The sequence below is a fragment of the Streptomyces sp. NBC_01351 genome (genome assembly GCF_036237315.1).
Taxonomy (GTDB): domain Bacteria; phylum Actinomycetota; class Actinomycetes; order Streptomycetales; family Streptomycetaceae; genus Streptomyces.
The window spans coordinates 199653-215349 of sequence record NZ_CP108357.1; the positions used below are offsets into that span (position 1 = coordinate 199653).

Consider the following 15697-nt stretch of genomic DNA (forward strand, 5'->3'; position numbering starts at 1 on the left):
AGAACTGATCGCTCAGGCTAAGGGGATGGGGGAAATCCCCACGAGCGCAGGCATCAGCCGGATCGATCTGCCTGGAGTCACCGCCTTCCTCTGGGAGTCGCTACAAGGACATGTCTGCCTCTGGGAATCGGCGCTATCTGGCGGCATGCAGACGATCAAATGCTCGACCACTGATGCCGCACGACCGAAGAATGACTCGAAGGTCGTCGCGCTCCATGGCCCTGGGGCACTGAACGCGGGAGCCCGAGTCGTCCTGTTGGGAGACACTGGCGAGAAGGTGGTCTCCGCCGCATACAAGAGCCGGGAGCTAAACTGGGAGTTCGTCAGAACACTTTCTCCCGCGACCAGCGGACGGGACGTGTACTACATAACACTGGATGAGTTCCCCCTCGACGGCTGGCTCGACCTGACCGTCCAGGCAGGCGACCTGCGGAAGGCAGATCGGGTCTCGCTCGCCTGGTAGCTAAGACGGCGTGAGGGTGGAGGGGCGCTCATCAGGCGCCCCGCTATCGACGCCGCCACCCTCCAGACCCCACGTCCCACGTCGTGGTGACCACGGCGTGGGACGTGAACCAGTTGCTGGCGGAGGCCACTGACCCATGGCTTCGCAATCTTCCGCAAGGCCCGCCCCGTGTGGCTGGAGTACCCGCCCCGCGTGAGCCGGACGGCAGTCTTCGACCACACCACCCTGGTCGCCCTGTACCAGGCGGACCCGTTCTTCACCAGCCTCTACATCGAACCCTCGCGGGGCACCGGTCGCGTCCTGATCCCGGCTCTGTCTGTACTCGCCGCCGAACGGGCGACCCCCGGCGCGGGCGCTCACCCAGCGCCTCGTCCTCGTCATCGGAGCCGGCCTTCTCTACGTGACGATCGCGCACCCCTCGCTCGCCATGCCGCTGACCGTCGCGGCCGCAGGCGTCACAATCGTCTTCACCATCGCCGGTGTCATCGCCGCGTTCGTCGCGGCTTCCAGGCGGTAACCCGCTACCGCAGGCGAGATCTCTCCAGGGGGAGTCACCCAGATTTGGGTGACTCCCCCTGCTGTGCCCGGCCCACCGGTACTCGTGGGAGTGATTCCGTCCCGCCAGTGGGCGCAGTGCACAGCGGGCAGGGAGCTGCGCTGAGAGCAACAACCCGAAGCTGTGTGCCGACCAGCACCTTCCGGCGGGCTCCGCTCCGGCGATGCCGAACCGGAAGTCGTGGTTGGCGCGCTGCCAACGACGGCGCGCGTTCAGCGCGGTAACGGGTATCGGTAGGAGAGGCGGAGTGGACACCATGTCTGTGTCGGTTCTTGGTCGGGGACGACGGTGGGGCCAGGCCTGGGGACGGTGGCGTCCGCAGGCGGTCCTCCGCACTGGCGTGCTGGCCGCTGTCAGCCTGGCGTTCGTCGTGTCCCCGCCCGGCGCCGCTCTGGCGGCATCCGGTGATCTAGACCCAGGCTTCGGTATGGGCGGCAAGGTGACCACCGATTTCGGCGGCTTCGATCTGGCTAACGCCGTGGCAGTTCAGGCTGATGGCAAGCTCGTGGTAGCCGGCCACCGCGGCCTGGACGAGACCACCGACTTTGCACTGGCCCGCTACAACCACGACGGCAGCCCCGATGCCACCTTCGACGGCGACGGCAAGGTGACCACCGACTTCAGCGGTGGTGGTGACAACGCCATCTCGGTGGCGGTACAGGCCGACGGAAAGATCATCACGGCTGGCTTCTCATTCACCAACAACCTCGCCGACGACACTCAGCTGGCCCGCTACAACGCCGACGGCAGCCTGGACACCTCCTTCGGCACCGGAGGCAAGGTCACCACCGACCTCGGTGGCCACGACGGGGCACACAAAGTGCTGGTGCAAGACGACGGGAAGATCCTCACGATCGGCTTCGGCGACGAGGGGAGCGATGCCGAGTTCATGCTGGCCCGCTTCGAAACGGACGGCCGTCTGGATACCTCCTTCGACGGCGACGGCAAGGCCACCACCGCCTTCGGAGGCTTCGGTCTGGCTGACGGAGGGGCCTTGCAGGCCGACGGCAAGATCCTCGCCGCCGGCTACACCACCGCCGGCGTAGGCGGCAGCGACGATTTCGCGGTGGCCCGCTACAACCGCGACGGCAGCCCCGATGTCACCTTCGACGGCGACGGCAAGGCCACCACCGACTTCGGTTCCGACGAGCGGCCCAACGGCCTGGCGGTGCAGGCCGACGGGAAGATCGTTGTCGGGGGCTCCCGCTTCACGGACACGGCCGACGGCACCGACTTCGCGCTGGCCCGCTACACCACCGGCGGTGGCCTCGATGCCACCTTCGACGGCGACGGCAAGGTGACCACCGACTTCGGCGATGGCGATGGCGATGGAGCACAAGGAGGTGTAGCTGTGCAGGCCGACGGCAAGATCCTCGCCGCCGGCTTCACCAGAGCAGGGGGCTCCCTCGACTTCGCGCTCGTCCGCTACACCACCAACGGCGGCATGGACACTTCCTTCGGCACCGGCGGCAAGGCAGTGGCCGACTTCGGCACACGTGCCGCAGCCACCCAGATGGCGGTGCAGGACGACGGCAGGATCGTCGTCGTCGGCTACACCTTCGCGGCCGACGGCAGCGACTTCGCGCTCGCCCGCTTCCATGCCGCCCCGGCCGAGGTGGACCTGTCCGTCACGAAAGCCGGGCCCGCCACCATCAGCCTGGGCGACCAGGCTTCTTACACCCTGACCGTAACCAACACCAACGCCACCGTCAGGGCCACCGACGTCACGCTGTCCGACACCGTGACCGGCCCCGGCACGGTGGTCTCGGTGACACCCAGCCAGGGAAGCTGCACCACCACCGCCACCAGCGCCACCAGCGCCACCTGCACGCTCGGCTCCCTACCCCCCGGCGCCACCGCCACCGTGACCGTCGTCGTCGAACCCACGGCCGCGGGAACCCTGTCCGACACGGCCACGACCAGCTCCGCCGAAACCGACCCCGCGTCCGACAACAACACCGCGACGGCCAACACCACCGTGGACAACGCCCACGGCTGCACCATCCTCGACACCAGTACTTCCAACACCATCGCTGGCACAGGTGGCGACGACGTGATCTGCGGCCTCGGCGGCAACGACGTCATCAACGGGGGCAACGGCAACGACGTCATCTACAGCGGATCCGGAAACGACGCGATCGACAGCAGCAACGGCACCGACACCGTGGACGGCGGCCCCGGCAACGACACCCTCATCGGCGGCAACGGCAACGACACCCTGACCGGCGGCCCCGGCAATGACATGCTCATCGGCGGCAGCGGCAACGACACCCTCACCACCACCGACGGCGTCACCGGCAACGACACCGCGGACGGCGGCACCGGCATCGACACCTGCACCACCGACCAGGCCGACATCCGCATCAGCTGCCCGTAACCCCCGAAGATCGACGAGACGTGGATCGGGCCCGCCCCTTACCCCGGCGTGCCGGGGCGAGGGGCAGCCGCCCTTCATCATCGGCGCCGGTCTTCTCTATGTGACGATCGGGCACCCTGCCCTCGCCATGCCGTTGACCGTCGCTGCCGCGGGCCTCACGGTCGTCTTCACCATCGCCGGTGTCCTCGTCGCGGTCATCGCCTCCTCCAGGAGGTGGCCTCGGGCGCGCGCCGCGCCCCGTCGGGAGTCGCCCCGGGAGTACGTGCGATGGCCCGCGAACCGGGACCCTCTGGTTCGGGGGCCATCGCACGTACGGGGTCAGGGCTGGGTGTGGAGGTGATCCCGTCTGGCGTGGACCCGTCCGCGCCAGGCGGAGCGGACATGTTCTTCGAACGCAGGGGCGGCTTTCCTCAGCACGCGGCACCAGCACCCTCAAGGACCTCCGCACCCAGCTCACCTGCGCCGCACTTATCCCCGCCGTCCGAGTCTTCCTCGCCGCCACCGCCTGAACGCCCTAACCCGTGCACCACCGTTGGTGCGCGCCGAGAAGCTGTTGCCATGCTCTGCAGCAAACCGGGGAGCGTGGACAGGGTCAACGACGGCGACGCGCTACTGCGGTGACACAGCGAGCGCACGTGCCGACTACCTCATAACGACAGACCCCGAGCCGCGCCATGACCACCAAGCCGTTTCGAACCGTCAGGGCCCCCCGAGGAAGGCGGAGCCGTGCGGTCCGCGCGGGGTGAGTACGGTCTGTTCATGCAGAACTTCGGTCTGGAGCAGCGGGGGCATGTCCTTCTCATAGCGGGGAGTGCCGCGGTGCGTCGCCGTACCGTTCAGGTCGCACCGAGTGCCAACCTGGCCGCACTTGGGGTGGTGCCGGCGTCGCTGCTGTTGCGGAGCGACGTTCCGTGCGACACGACGTATCTCGACGGGGTCCGGGATCCGAACTTGGTGCTGACACGCCTGCGTGCAGCTGCGGCTACAGCGGGCCCGCTGCTGGTCTATCTTTCGGGCCGTCTTACCGTCGACCGTCGCAGCAGCCGGCTGCACCTCGCTCTGGCCGGGACGACGGCCGCTTCGGTCCGCTACACGGCACTGCCCTGGGAGTGGCTGGGCAAGGAGCTGAAGGCCCGTCCGGCAGGGTTGACGACCGTGCTGCTCGATCTGGTCGCGGACAAGGCGGCATGGCCCGTTCTGCAGGAGCATGGACGCCTGCCCGCATCTTCGTCCGTCGAGGTGTACGGGGTGGTGTCCCCGCCCGGCTTTGCCGCAGGCGGGGACACCGTGAGCAGCTACACGCGACACTGGATCGACCAGCTACGCAACAGCCACTCCCGCCCCGCCAACCTGCACTTGCACGCTCTCGCGGCAGGAACCGCGGCCCTGGCGCCGGGCGCCCTCGTCCTGCCGACAGCACGGGAACTCGGCGCGTCAGCCGCTCCGGGGCTGGCCTCGTCCTACGGCAATGGCCCGCGTTCCGGGGACGGCCATGCAGTTCCGCCGCATCTGCAGAGCCCAGGTCCCGCGCCAGCCGAGCCTTCGATGGAGCATTCGTATGCTCGGGGCTTCGGCTTCGCACCCCGGCCAGGCGGCGCGGTTGATGGTCAGCACGGCCAGGTCCTGCCGGGCCAGACTGTCCCTGCCGGGGCCGTGCACTCGTCCGTGGCTCAGCACGTGGCGGTCCCTCAGCAGCTGGCAGTAGCCGGTGATTCGGCCCGGGACCCGCGGCCGCACATCCATGCCCTGGCCACTTCCGGCCGGCACACCGAGGCAGCCGCACTCGCCTCCGCGTGGGAAGAGTACGAGGTGCAGAGAGCGGGGTACGCCTCTGCGGAAGCGACCGGCTGGCTGGAGATCCGGGCAGACCTTGCCAGAATGGCGGGCAACTTCGGGCTCGCCACCCAGCTGTGGACCAGTGCCTGTCGGATCCGCCTCACCAGTCAGTCCCCCCACGCACCTGAAGTACGCGCGGCGGCCGCCGGCGCCCTCTACTGCTGGACCCAGCTGACGGATACCGACGCAGCCACCGAGACCGGGCCGGCCCTCGTCCGCCTCCTGCGCACGCTGCCGACCCTCGATCCCCGGCATCTGAAACTGGCCCAGCGACGCCTGGAGCTCCTCCAACAAGTGCCGAGCCGACGTTGAGGGACGCGGAGCAGAGACGCCGGCCTGCACCGTAATCGGGCAGCCGAAGCCGAAGGTGGTCCGACAGCAGCCCCTCACGGCCGCCAACGGCACGCTGGCCCAAGAGCAGGCGCCGAAGGGGCCCAGACAGCGGCCCTCGAAGAAGAGGTTGGCCTCCGGACCGGATCTCAGGTTCGGGGGCCGGCCCCCAGCGCCCGACGGGCCGCCATGCCGCCCGCGGTACGCGGCAGGAGCGGCTCAGTGTCCTCAGCGGCCCGCTCCGCAGCGGTACGGCCCCGCACCGTACGCGGCTCCTGGTCCTCGACAACGGGATCCGGTCCGTGCCCGAGCGGGCGGCGCATGGTGCTCATCGCTGCAGTTTCGCAGGGGGTCTGATGACCCGTCCGAGCAGGGCAGCTACATCGGACTCGGGTCAGGGGTCGCGTAGGTGATGCCGACGTCTCCGGCGGAGGTCGCGGCGAGCGCCACGACCTTCCAGATCGCGGCGGGAACGCCAGCCCTGGGACCGTTGCACGCCTCGTTAAGCAGATCAACAGTCAACCCCACGGGCTTTCCGTCCGACCCCTTGGCCGAGAACTTGACCTGTTCCACTGTCCACGGTTCCTCGTGGACAGCAACGAACTCCACCGAAGCGTGGTACGCCTCGAAGTCCTTGCCGTTCTGGGTGAGGGTGAGGGTGCCCTGCTGAAGGTGGATGCCGACGTCAACCTCTCGTCCTGCACGATGACGGGTTCGCCGTTGGCGCTCAGGTCCACGGTGCTGACTGCCCATCGAGAGAGGGCGTCCAGCAACCGATCCTCATGCCCACTCGGCAAGAAGCCAGCTCTCGGCCTGGCTCACCGACTCGCACAACATCACGCGTCGATACTCACCGCGCCTCGGCGTTCCACCGTATTCGTTTGCCGCGCTCCGGGCCAGGAGTCCCCAAGTCGACTCGCCCTTCGGCGTGTATCGCGACATCTGGGTGTATTTCACTGCGCCTAGACGCGCGCCCGATTCACGGTCGAAGACGTTCGCCTCCCCGTTGCCTCGCTCGGTGGCAGGCCAGTCGAAGCGCAATCGGGCCGTCGTCAGGATCCGGTCCTTTGGGTTCAGCAACATGGAGGAAGCTTAGTCCGCCGCTTCCCATCACCGGCGGGGAATGGGCGCGTGATGCTCACCGCCAACGTTACGCAGGCCGGCTGACGGCTTCCAGCAGCCGCCGGTGCAGGCCGGAGAGCTTCACGCCGCCGCGGACCCGGCCGAGGTCAGTTCGGGGAAGGCGTTCTCCCAGACCGTCCGTACGTGCCGGCTGACCAACGTGCGCAGGACGGGCCACTGAGCGAGGAGGAGGTCGCGGTTGAGCAGCCGCACCAGGTCCTCGTGCTGTCCCTCGGCCAGGACCGTGCGGTACATACCCATGCGCAGGCGCGGCCGGTCGAGGTCGTAGGCGCGCAGCCCGGACCAGGCGACGTGGAGCGGCAGCTCGACCGTGCCGTGCCCGGGCCCCGCGAGGTCGCCGAGGGAGGCGGGGAGCCTGCCCGCGTACCGGGCACTCAGCACCTCGGCCGCCGAGGAGCCGGGATCGGTGGGGGAGAGCATGACCATGAATCCGAATATTCCGTGTCCCGCCCATCCCTGACACCGCAGACGCGCCACACCGCACCGGTGGCTACACGGGGTGTCGTGCCGGTTGCGGAGGCGGGCTACGCCGTTAGATGCCGTCGGCGTACGCGGGCGGGTCGGCGGGGGCCCGGACCGGGCCGTTCGGGCGTCCTGGCTGCCGGGCCGCTGGCTGGGGTGGCGGAAAGGGCCTTCCTGCAAGCACGGAGGTGCGGGTTTGGGCGGCGGGGCGGTCAGCGGCAAGCTCAAGCGGCCGCAAGGAGCTCGCAGCCCGTCTCGCGGGGGAGATCCGCAAGCGCTGGCAGCCCCAGATCCGCGCCAAGGCCAAGCAGGCGGCCGCCACCAGTGGCGGACTCGTCATCGAAACCCGCGCCCGGTTCGGGTACACCGCCGCCGCCGGCACCACCGACGACGGGCGAATGCGCCACCTGACCCAGGGCCTGCCCCCGGCCTACGCGGCGCGCCTCTTCGAAGCCCAGGAGCAGGGCGCCACCGAGCAGCAGCTCCTGGACATCGTCGCCGAGGGATTCCAGGAGATCTACTTCAAGGACCGCGGCCGCCGCGCCACCGGCCTCCTGGTCGAGTTCACGGACGTCGACCACATCGACGTCCAGCTCTAGCTGTGGTGTCTCAGGAGATTGGTGCCACGGGGCCGCGATCGGCGAAGTTGTGGCCCTCTTCAGGAAGGACGATGAAGACCCCGGATCCAGGAGCGTCCTCCACCGATGCTCTACGGATGCGAGCTGTCCACTCAGGGGTGGGCCACCGTGTGTCGCCGTCCCAACGGATCCCTGCGAGGTTGGCCTTAGAAGGATCCACCGCGGTTAGGTCTGCGCCAACGAAGTTGCTTGCCGCATCGGTCAGGTTGTCATGAGCTTCGGTGAGGTAGCGGCCGAGGGTGGGGTCTAGGGCGAGCGCCAGGATGAGGTAGCGGTCGCGGCCAGGGTTGAGGATGCGGGAGAGACGACCGTGGGGGGAGCGGGCGCTTTCGATTTTGCGGGCAAGGTCGCGAATGAAGTCGAGGGCCCGGTCGCGGTCGAGGCCTCGGGCGATCTCAAGGCCGCGTCCGATCTCTAGGACGATGTTGCTGGCGCGTTCGCGGTTGAGGGCGAGAGCACCTTCGCGGTTGAGGGCACGGCTGCGGTATAGAGCGCGGTCGAGGGCGCCAGCGAGGTCGTGGGCGCGGTCGAAGGCGCGGACGAGGTCACGGGCGAGGGCGGGGACATGTTCGAGGTCGCGGGCGGCCTCGAGGTCATGGGCATGCTCGCGGGCGCGGGCGAGTTCGAGATTGAGGTTGGGGACGAGTCCAACGGGGGGGATGTGGTCGCGGGCCAAGTCGGGGTCGCGGGCGTGGTGTAGGGCGCGGTCGAGGGCGAGGCCGAGGTCCCGGGCGCGGTAGCGGTACAGGGCGTTGGCGGGGGTGCGGTCGAGGGTTGCGACGGTGGTCTCCAGGAAATCTGAGACTCCCAGAAGTCCGCCGCGATTCCGGAGACGCTCCCGTGGAGGCGCGGACTTCCATTGGGCCGTCGCGTTGACCAGTCTCTGTACCGGCAAGTCGTCCTGGGCCGGGTCGACCTGGGGAGTCTCACGAGGGCGAGGAAAGTCCTGAGCCGGAGGAGACGTAGTAGGGCTGTCCGGCGCATGCAGTCGTCCGGAGGTCTTCAAGGGCGGCCGGAAGCCAGGAGAACGACGGGAAATCACGGCCAGGACGCGGCCCACGAAGGACTCGGCAGCAATTGTCACGCCGCACCTCCTCCGCCCGCCGGATCCTGCTGTGCGGCAACGCCTGTGCCCGGTTGTGGACTCCCTGCCGGAGGACTACCGGTTTGGGGTCCTGGCACAGCACCATTCGACTGCCCAGGGTCAGGCTGCCCGCTTTGCTGGAGAGCCTGCGCTTGTTGCTGTGCCACGTCCACTACGCCGCCTAGAGCAGCCCGACCCGCGTTCTTCACCATCAGCGGCACCAGTGTGGTGACCTGCTGGACAGCAGATAGCGCGCCCAGCCCGATGAGAAAGGCAACCAGTGGATTGGTGCTCTGCGGATAGGTGGCTGCCACAACTCCGGTCAGGGCTCCGCTCACGAGCAGCCGCAGTACCCCGGCAACCCAATACGCCTTCCAGCCGGGTGCGGGCAGGTGCTCCTCCTGGGGCCGCACGTTAGCTCTGCGCTGGGGTGGATCGATGGTGTCTGATTGGACGTTCCAGGGCATCTGACGGTGCCACTTGATGGCCTTGATGACGTCGATGGCCTCCAGGGAGGCGCCTCCGACCGCTCCCACCACCGCCGCCGTGAACCAATCCATGGTGCGAGGCTAGAGGGAATCATGCGGCAGCGAAGTAGTCCTGCGTAAACAACGTGCTGAGAGACCACATCCAGCAACGGGGAGCACCCTGGCATCGTCAGGTCGCCCAGCCGGCCCCGGACCGCCGACGCGGTTCGGGGCCGGCGGTGGTCAGTCGCGGTCGGCCATGATGATGCGGAGGACGTCGTCGGCGAGCTGCTGCGGGTGGTGTACTCCTCCTCGCCGTTGGCGAGGAGCGTGACGTCATTCCTCGCGCTCGGTGAAAATCTGGAACAGGAGCTTGGCGCCCTTCTTGTCCAGGTTGAGATACCCGAACTTGTCCAGGCTACTGGCGACAACTCACCCGTTACGCTCGACGCAGCCATGGCCTACGCCGAATCAGGCTCCGTAGCGACGGCGGCAACGGGTAGGACCGAACCGAGGCGCTGGTGGCAACGGTGGCGCTAGCGTGTCACCAGGACATGGAGGACCTTATGAGCGCACAGCCCGAGGAAGCCCCCACCCCGCCGGCCCCGGCCGCCGCCGCCCAGCTGCTCGCCCAGCTGCGAGCCGACCGCCGCGCCGACACCTGGGTGCCAGCCTTCGAGCGGGACTGGGCCAAGGCCCTGGAGGACTCCCGCCACACCTACAGCCTCACCCCGCTGCACGACGTCGTACGCGCCTGGCAGCTGCGCGTCGCCGCGGCCCCGGCCGTCGACCTGTACATGGACTCCGGCCGTGACGAGACCGGCTTCGTGGACCTGGACGACATCCTCGGCGCCCGCCGGTGACCAGTGAGCCGTGGGCGGTGCGCCTTTCCCCGCAGGCCGCGAAGGTACTCACCGAGCTACCCGAGCACGCGAAGGAGACGGTCCGCGACGTCCTGGACATCGCGGTGCGCTCCCCCTGGGGCTGGCCCCAGTGGAACATCGGCGACCCTGAAGGCGAAGACGTCCGCTCCGCGTCCGTCGGGCAGCTCTCCGTCGTCTATGTGGTCAACCGGCTCACCCGGCACCTGTCCATCCTGGACATCGTCTGGCTCGGGTAGCCACCTTGTGACAACGCCCCGACCCCGGCATTGCAGTTGCCGGCGTCGGGTTCCGCATCGTAGCCACCGGTAGCCATCCGCCGGACAGCCCGCACGTCAGCTGAGTTCGGCGGCCATGGAGTCGAAGGTCTCCCGCATCATCCGGTCGATGGCTCCGGGCCGTCCGACCAGGGAATCGAAGAGATCGGCGAGCAGCCACAACACGAAGCCGTGCACCAGAACCTCCTCCGGCGGAATCTGTCCGAACTGGTCGCGCCACGCCACGGTGTCCATGCCCATCGCAGCGGCCACGAGAACGCCGGTGACCATCGGCACCTGAGCCGGGTCGGCCATCTCGAAGGTGGGAAGCCTGCGGATCACAGCGGGGATCAGATCGCTGAGCGGATCAAGCCGATCCTCGCCACCGGATTGTTCGGCGATCAGGTATCCGGTCAGCACGCCACCAGGAATACCGTGCCCCGGGACACCTCCTCACGCCCGTACGCCTCCACCGCGGCCGTAACCCGCTGCTGCGCGCCTGGCGCTCTTTGGCGGAAGTCCGTTTCTCCAGGACCCGGTATGAGTCCCACGCCGCACGGATCGCCTCATCCACGACTACTCCGTCACTGGTCATGGAGCGACCGTAGGCGAGACAACGCGCCAGCCGGGATCCCCTTGAGGAAACCGCCAGCCTCGCAGCTGCCGTGCCATTGGCCTACGTCGGTCCTCCGGCCGCCGCACCGAGCCGGGGCAAACCACATTCCTGGCACGTAGCTCACGACGAGCCGCAGGGGCGTTCGGCGCCGAGCTGGACCTCGCGCCGGCATTCACGGCAGTCCGGCAGGCCGCTCACGATGTGGCCCTCCTCTTTGGCCCAGCTGAAGCTGCACAGCGCCCGGAGGAGGCCGCCTCGGGTATCGGTGTCACTGGTGGCGTGCGAGCCGTAGCCCGGAACGTTCCGCGTGTCCGGCGTCTCGCCGTCGTAGGGAGAGCCTCCGGCCAGTCGTAGAGCCTCGATGAGCCCACGGTGCGCGCCGTGGTCCGTCAGGGCGTCCGCGACGTTCGTACCGCTCCGCCTGCACCGCACGCCGAGCCGCCAGCGGACCCGGTCGTCGCCGCGATGCGTGCTGGGGACGAGGACCTCGTCCCCAGCACGTACGCGATCGGGGAGCTGATGCTCGAAGTCGCCCCGGCCTACCTCTCCGAAACAGAGGCAACGGACGTCCTCGCGCTGCTGTGCGATCAGATCGGCGAGAATCTCGAGCACGGTCTGGCCGCCCGCCGCTACGCGATGTCCGGCGCCCGCCGTGGCCTGCACGGCACCGTCCTGTGACCGGGGCTGCCCGACTGCTGCTCGGTGGGTTGCGGGTGGCTGGTGGCCGTCGTCGCGGTGGTGCTGCTCGTGGTCCAGGTGGTCGTCGGTGGCAGCAGGTTGGTTCGTGGGTGCAGCGCAGCATTTGCATGGGCCAGGCGGCACACGGGTGCTGCTCGAATAGCAGGCCCGCCCCGGCCGTGCAGCAGCCACGGCGCTGCGGCTTGCTGCTCGGGCCCGTGCTGCTTCCAGCCGGCGCCTGCTGCTCCGCGACTGCCAGCAGGGCCGTGGGCCAGTCCCAGCCGCTGCATGGCATTGCAGCTCTGTGATGTTCCGCGCGAGATCTATGCACAGCTGCTGCGTGGATCGGCCACGGCCCGAACGGCCACGGGTTGTTCTGTAGGAGCAGAACAACCCGGTTCACCTGGTGCTACCGCCCGCCTCTCGCAGTCCGGCGCGGACTGCGGGGTGGGACGAATTGCGGCGGCCAGCGGGAGGCGAGGTGCAGTCGTCTCCTGAGTTTCTGGTGAATTGGCGGCTGGGGGGAGGGGCCGGGGCATCTCAATGGCCGTTGACAGGTGCAGCATTCGCACGACTCAGGCGGTGCTCGTGCCTAGCACGCAGTTGTCTCACTCCTCGCACTCGGCCAGGCCTCGCCTGAGTCTCTCGATCTACCCCGCGTGGCTTCAGTCCCTCTCTGCCGTTCACCATCAAAACCGCAGGTCAGGGCATTCCTGCTAGCTGGGGCAAGGGGACTGAAGGGACTGAAGGGACTGAATTTCCCAGTTCCCTTCATCATGTGTGCGTGCGTATGCACCCGCACGTAGACATGGAGAGATTCTCTGGACTGCTCATAACTGGGGTTCTTGAGTCCCTTCAGTCCCTCCAGGACGTGGGCATGGCCTCTGAGCAGGTGTTTCGTCGAGGGACTGGACAGGGACTGATTCATGTTGCGTCCCTTGGGCACAACGCCCGTGCCGGGGCGCTGGTCTGGCGGCGACGCGACACGCCCGGGAGCGAAACCCTGCCGATCAAGAGTCTGAACCCCGGGTGCCTTGGGCGACACGCGCGGACAAGGGACTGAAGGGACTGGGGAACTGATACAACGGCAGCGCTGCCGCCCAACGCTACGGTAGGCTCTGGATCTCATTTGAAAACTCGGTCCCTTCAGTCCCTACCTGAAGCATCCTAGCCCTCTGACCAGGGCTTTTGTCTCAGGGACTCAATCAACTGATGGGTCCCTCGACAAGGACGATCGTGTGCCGCGCCAGGGTGAGAGCAGTACGTCAACGCCATCAGGGAGCGCGGGCCCCCTCGATGTCGCGATGTGGTGCGCGGCACGAGGCTGGCCCGTCCACCCTCTGGCTCCCGGCTTCAAGACACCCGCCGGCAACTGCCCTGCCTGCAGGGAACACCTCCATGCCCCGCAGACATGCACCTGTGTTGCCGAAGGCAAGTGGTGCCACGGGTTTCACGCTGCCACCACCGACACCGCCAGGCTGAACGCCTGGTGGGGTGCTCAGCCGACGATGGGGGTCGGTGTCTCCTGCGGGCCTGCGGGCCTGGTGGTTCTCGATGTCGACGCCCACAGAGCTGAAGTACCGGACCGTGACCGGCTTCTGCCGGGGATCTCGATCCATCCGGACGTCAATCTGGCTGGGCTGGCTTCAGGATTCGACACCCTCGCCCTGCTCGCGGCCTACCGTGGCCGATCCAATCCTGCGGAGGACGAGGCAACCTTGAGGGTCAGGACCCCCTCCGGTGGGCTGCACGTCTGGTACCGGATTGCTGAGTCCGCAGTGCGCTACCGATCTTCGACCGGCTCAAGCCCGAAGGTAGCGCTCGCGTGGCAGGTCGACGTACGCGCGACCGGTGGATACATCGTGGCCCCGGCGACCCGAGTTCGGGCCGGGGCCTATGTTCCCGTCGGGGCAGCGCGACTTCCCGCGCCCTTGCCTGATTGGCTGGCCGCCGAGCTGGAACGTACCGGGCACGTGGTCACCGACGGCCCCTTTCGCCCTGCCGTGCCGCCGTCGCGCAGGTCCGCACGGCCCGACGCCCCAGCTGCGCACCGCTTGCTGGACCCCTTGCTGGCCGAAGTTCAGGACTGCGCTGCCATCCCGCACGGGGCGAGTTTCACCGAGAAACTCAACCGGGCCGCCTACACCGCGGGCGGCCTGGTGGGAGCGGGCCATCTCACAGACTCCCAGGCCCGAGAGCTCCTGGCGGCGGCTGCGGACATAGCCCGCCCGTACCAGAGCCATCGCAGCCTCGCCGTCATCAACTCTGCCCTGTCCGCCGGTATCAGCCGGCCGCTTCACTTCAAAGGACGCCCATGAGCAGCGCAGATGGCCCGCGCTTCGACGCCACTGCCGCCGCCCGGCAGATGCTTGACCTCCAGGACATGTCGGCGAACCTACCCGGTCAGCAGAACACCGCCACCGTGCGTGAGGCGGTCCGGCCGACTGGACAGCTTCCCACCCTGCTGACCGACCGAGGCAACGCCAAGTTGTTCGCGGTCATGTACGGGGACCAGTTCCGCCATGTAGAGGGCCTGGGCTGGTACCACTGGAACCAGTACCGGTGGAAACGTACCGGGGGAGAGAAGTCCGCCGTCTGGGCGGCGGGGGACATGGCCGAGCAGATGCCCTCCACTGACCCCACTGGCCTGTTCAGCGACCGAGACTTGCTCCTGCACCGGCGCAGGTCCATGTCGACCCCGGGCATCAAGGCGATGCTGACCCAGGCGAAGGCCTCGCCCGCGCTCGCCCTCGACCCGGACGTCCTGGACGGCGACCCGTATGCCTTGTGCACCCCGGCAGGTGTCGTCGACCTGCACACCGGCCAGCTACGCAAGCCGGACCCCGAGTGCGACATGCATTCGCGGGCCACCAGCGTCGGCCCCGAGGCAATGCCGACCCCGCGCTGGCACCGGTTCTTGCACGACACCTTCGGCGACGACGCCAAGGGACTGGAGACTATCCAGTTCCTCCACCTGCTCCTCGGGTACTCCATCACCGGAGACGTCGGTGCGCAGGTCCTTCCTTTTCTCTACGGCACCGGCGCCAACGGGAAGTCCGTGCTCCTGGACGTCATGACGCAGATCCTCGGTGACTACGCGCAGGCGGCCCCACCCGGCTTCCTGATGGAGAAGGGGAAGTTCTCCGAGCACTCCACCGAGCTCACCGAGCTCCACGGCCGGCGCATCGTGGTGTGCAGCGAGCTCAAGCCGAACGACAAGTTCGACGAGTCCCGCGTCAAGTTGTTGACGGGTGGGGACCGCATCATGGCGCGCCGGATGCGTCAGGACTTCTTCTCCTTCACCCCGACGCACAAGCTGTGGCTGCTCGGCAACCACCGCCCCGAGGTCGGCACTGGCGGACACGCCTTCTGGCGCCGCATCCGCCTGATCCCCTTCGAACGCGTCGTCCCCGCGGCGCGGAAGATCGACAACCTTGCCAAGGAGCTCGTCGACAGTGAGGGCCCCGGCATCCTGCACTGGCTGATCGAAGGCGCCCAGCGCTACCTCGCCACGCGCGACCCGCTGACAGGCCCTGCCTCCGTGCGTACGGCCACCCAGGCATACGCCACGACCGAGGACCACATCGGCCGATTCCTCACGGAGTGCTGCACCACCGGCGCCCCCGCCGGCCGCGCCAGTGACAGGAATTCGGGTGATCTCAAGGTTGAGCAAGGTCTGCTCTACGCCGCGTACAGCAACTGGTGCAGTGCGGGTGAAGGCATCCGTCCCGCCACTGCCCGGGCGTTCGCCACACGGGTGCGGCAGGAACTCTCACTCGCCTCACCGGCGGACATGATGAAGTCCAGCGGTAAGAAGTACTATCCCGGACTTGGCCTTCTCGGCGAGGACGAACCCGAACCTGAGGCCGAGCATGTCTAGACCACGCGCACTACGCGCGTGCACCACAC

The 15697-nt window shown here is 68.1% G+C and carries 16 protein-coding genes and 1 pseudogene; 9 read left to right on the forward strand and 8 right to left on the reverse strand.

Translation table 11 applies throughout. The annotated features are described in order from the left end of the window. Positions 1 to 25 precede the first annotated feature (25 nt). The 3 genes from OG625_RS40145 to OG625_RS40155 all read left to right on the forward strand — a co-directional run bounded on the left by OG625_RS40145 (position 26) and on the right by OG625_RS40155 (position 5544). Positions 26 to 463, forward strand: a complete 438-nt coding sequence (locus OG625_RS40145) for a hypothetical protein (protein ID WP_329391429.1) — start codon at positions 26 to 28, stop codon at positions 461 to 463. A 995-nt stretch (positions 464 to 1458) separates the two neighbouring features. Then, on the forward strand, positions 1459 to 3396 hold the full coding sequence (locus tag OG625_RS40150; protein ID WP_329391427.1) for a calcium-binding protein: 1938 nt from the start codon (positions 1459 to 1461) through the stop codon (positions 3394 to 3396). Between the two features lie 954 nt (positions 3397 to 4350). After that, entirely contained in the window at positions 4351 to 5544 is a 1194-nt protein-coding gene (locus tag OG625_RS40155) for a hypothetical protein (protein ID WP_329391599.1), read from the forward strand. Positions 5545 to 5711: 167 nt separating this feature from the next. Here the strand turns inward: OG625_RS40155 and OG625_RS40160 are convergent, their stop codons facing one another. From OG625_RS40160 to OG625_RS40175, 4 genes are all read right to left on the reverse strand, one after another. Next, a complete protein-coding gene (locus OG625_RS40160; RefSeq protein ID WP_329391425.1) occupies positions 5712 to 5894 on the reverse strand; it encodes a hypothetical protein in 183 nt (60 codons plus the stop codon). Between the two features lie 46 nt (positions 5895 to 5940). Further along, the gene (locus tag OG625_RS40165) at positions 5941 to 6315 is read right to left on the reverse strand and encodes a hypothetical protein (protein ID WP_329391423.1); all 375 of its coding nucleotides are present in this window, start codon (positions 6313 to 6315) and stop codon (positions 5941 to 5943) included. A gap of 27 nt (positions 6316 to 6342) precedes the next feature. Then, complete coding sequence (locus OG625_RS40170) at positions 6343 to 6645, reverse strand: hypothetical protein (RefSeq protein WP_329391421.1); 303 nt, start codon at positions 6643 to 6645, stop codon at positions 6343 to 6345. Between the two features lie 120 nt (positions 6646 to 6765). Beyond that, positions 6766 to 7131 carry a hypothetical protein gene (locus OG625_RS40175; RefSeq protein WP_329391419.1) on the reverse strand — a complete coding sequence of 122 codons (366 nt, stop codon included), beginning with the start codon at positions 7129 to 7131 and terminating at the stop codon, positions 6766 to 6768. 269 nt (positions 7132 to 7400) lie between these two features. Here OG625_RS40175 and tpg point away from each other — a divergent pair. Beyond that, positions 7401 to 7766 (forward strand): annotated as a pseudogene (gene tpg / locus OG625_RS40180) (telomere-protecting terminal protein Tpg); the annotation flags it as partial. A 10-nt stretch (positions 7767 to 7776) separates the two neighbouring features. Here tpg and OG625_RS40185 read toward each other — a convergent pair. Both OG625_RS40185 and OG625_RS40190 read right to left on the reverse strand, forming a co-directional pair. Next, positions 7777 to 8700, reverse strand: coding sequence for a hypothetical protein (locus tag OG625_RS40185; RefSeq protein WP_329391417.1), 924 nt, complete (start codon positions 8698 to 8700; stop codon positions 7777 to 7779). Positions 8701 to 8885: 185 nt separating this feature from the next. After that, a complete protein-coding gene (locus OG625_RS40190; protein ID WP_329391415.1) occupies positions 8886 to 9449 on the reverse strand; it encodes a hypothetical protein in 564 nt (187 codons plus the stop codon). Between the two features lie 473 nt (positions 9450 to 9922). On the opposite strand from OG625_RS40190, the gene OG625_RS40195 reads away from it, so the two are divergent. Next, positions 9923 to 10219, forward strand: coding sequence for a DUF6247 family protein (locus tag OG625_RS40195; RefSeq protein ID WP_329391413.1), 297 nt, complete (start codon positions 9923 to 9925; stop codon positions 10217 to 10219). Further along, positions 10216 to 10476 (forward strand): hypothetical protein, encoded by a 261-nt coding sequence (locus tag OG625_RS40200; protein WP_329391412.1) that lies wholly within the window; start codon positions 10216 to 10218, stop codon positions 10474 to 10476. Before OG625_RS40195 ends, OG625_RS40200 begins: the two co-directional genes overlap by 4 nt. 96 nt (positions 10477 to 10572) lie before the next feature. Here OG625_RS40200 and OG625_RS40205 read toward each other — a convergent pair whose 3' ends face one another. Next, on the reverse strand, positions 10573 to 10914 hold the full coding sequence (locus OG625_RS40205) for a hypothetical protein (protein ID WP_329391410.1): 342 nt from the start codon (positions 10912 to 10914) through the stop codon (positions 10573 to 10575). 316 nt (positions 10915 to 11230) lie between these two features. Beyond that, positions 11231 to 11542 (reverse strand): hypothetical protein, encoded by a 312-nt coding sequence (locus OG625_RS40210; RefSeq protein WP_329391408.1) that lies wholly within the window; start codon positions 11540 to 11542, stop codon positions 11231 to 11233. A 33-nt stretch (positions 11543 to 11575) separates the two neighbouring features. Between OG625_RS40210 and OG625_RS40215 the strand changes: the two genes are divergently transcribed. The 3 genes from OG625_RS40215 to OG625_RS40225 all read left to right on the forward strand — a co-directional run bounded on the left by OG625_RS40215 (position 11576) and on the right by OG625_RS40225 (position 15668). Then, the gene (locus tag OG625_RS40215) at positions 11576 to 11788 is read left to right on the forward strand and encodes a hypothetical protein (RefSeq protein ID WP_329391406.1); all 213 of its coding nucleotides are present in this window, start codon (positions 11576 to 11578) and stop codon (positions 11786 to 11788) included. Between the two features lie 1304 nt (positions 11789 to 13092). Then, on the forward strand, positions 13093 to 14106 hold the full coding sequence (locus OG625_RS40220; RefSeq protein WP_329391404.1) for a bifunctional DNA primase/polymerase: 1014 nt from the start codon (positions 13093 to 13095) through the stop codon (positions 14104 to 14106). After that, positions 14103 to 15668, forward strand: a complete 1566-nt coding sequence (locus OG625_RS40225) for a DNA primase family protein (protein WP_329391402.1) — start codon at positions 14103 to 14105, stop codon at positions 15666 to 15668. The genes OG625_RS40220 and OG625_RS40225 overlap by 4 nt, the downstream gene beginning before the upstream one ends. The last annotated feature ends 29 nt before the right edge of the window (positions 15669 to 15697 follow it).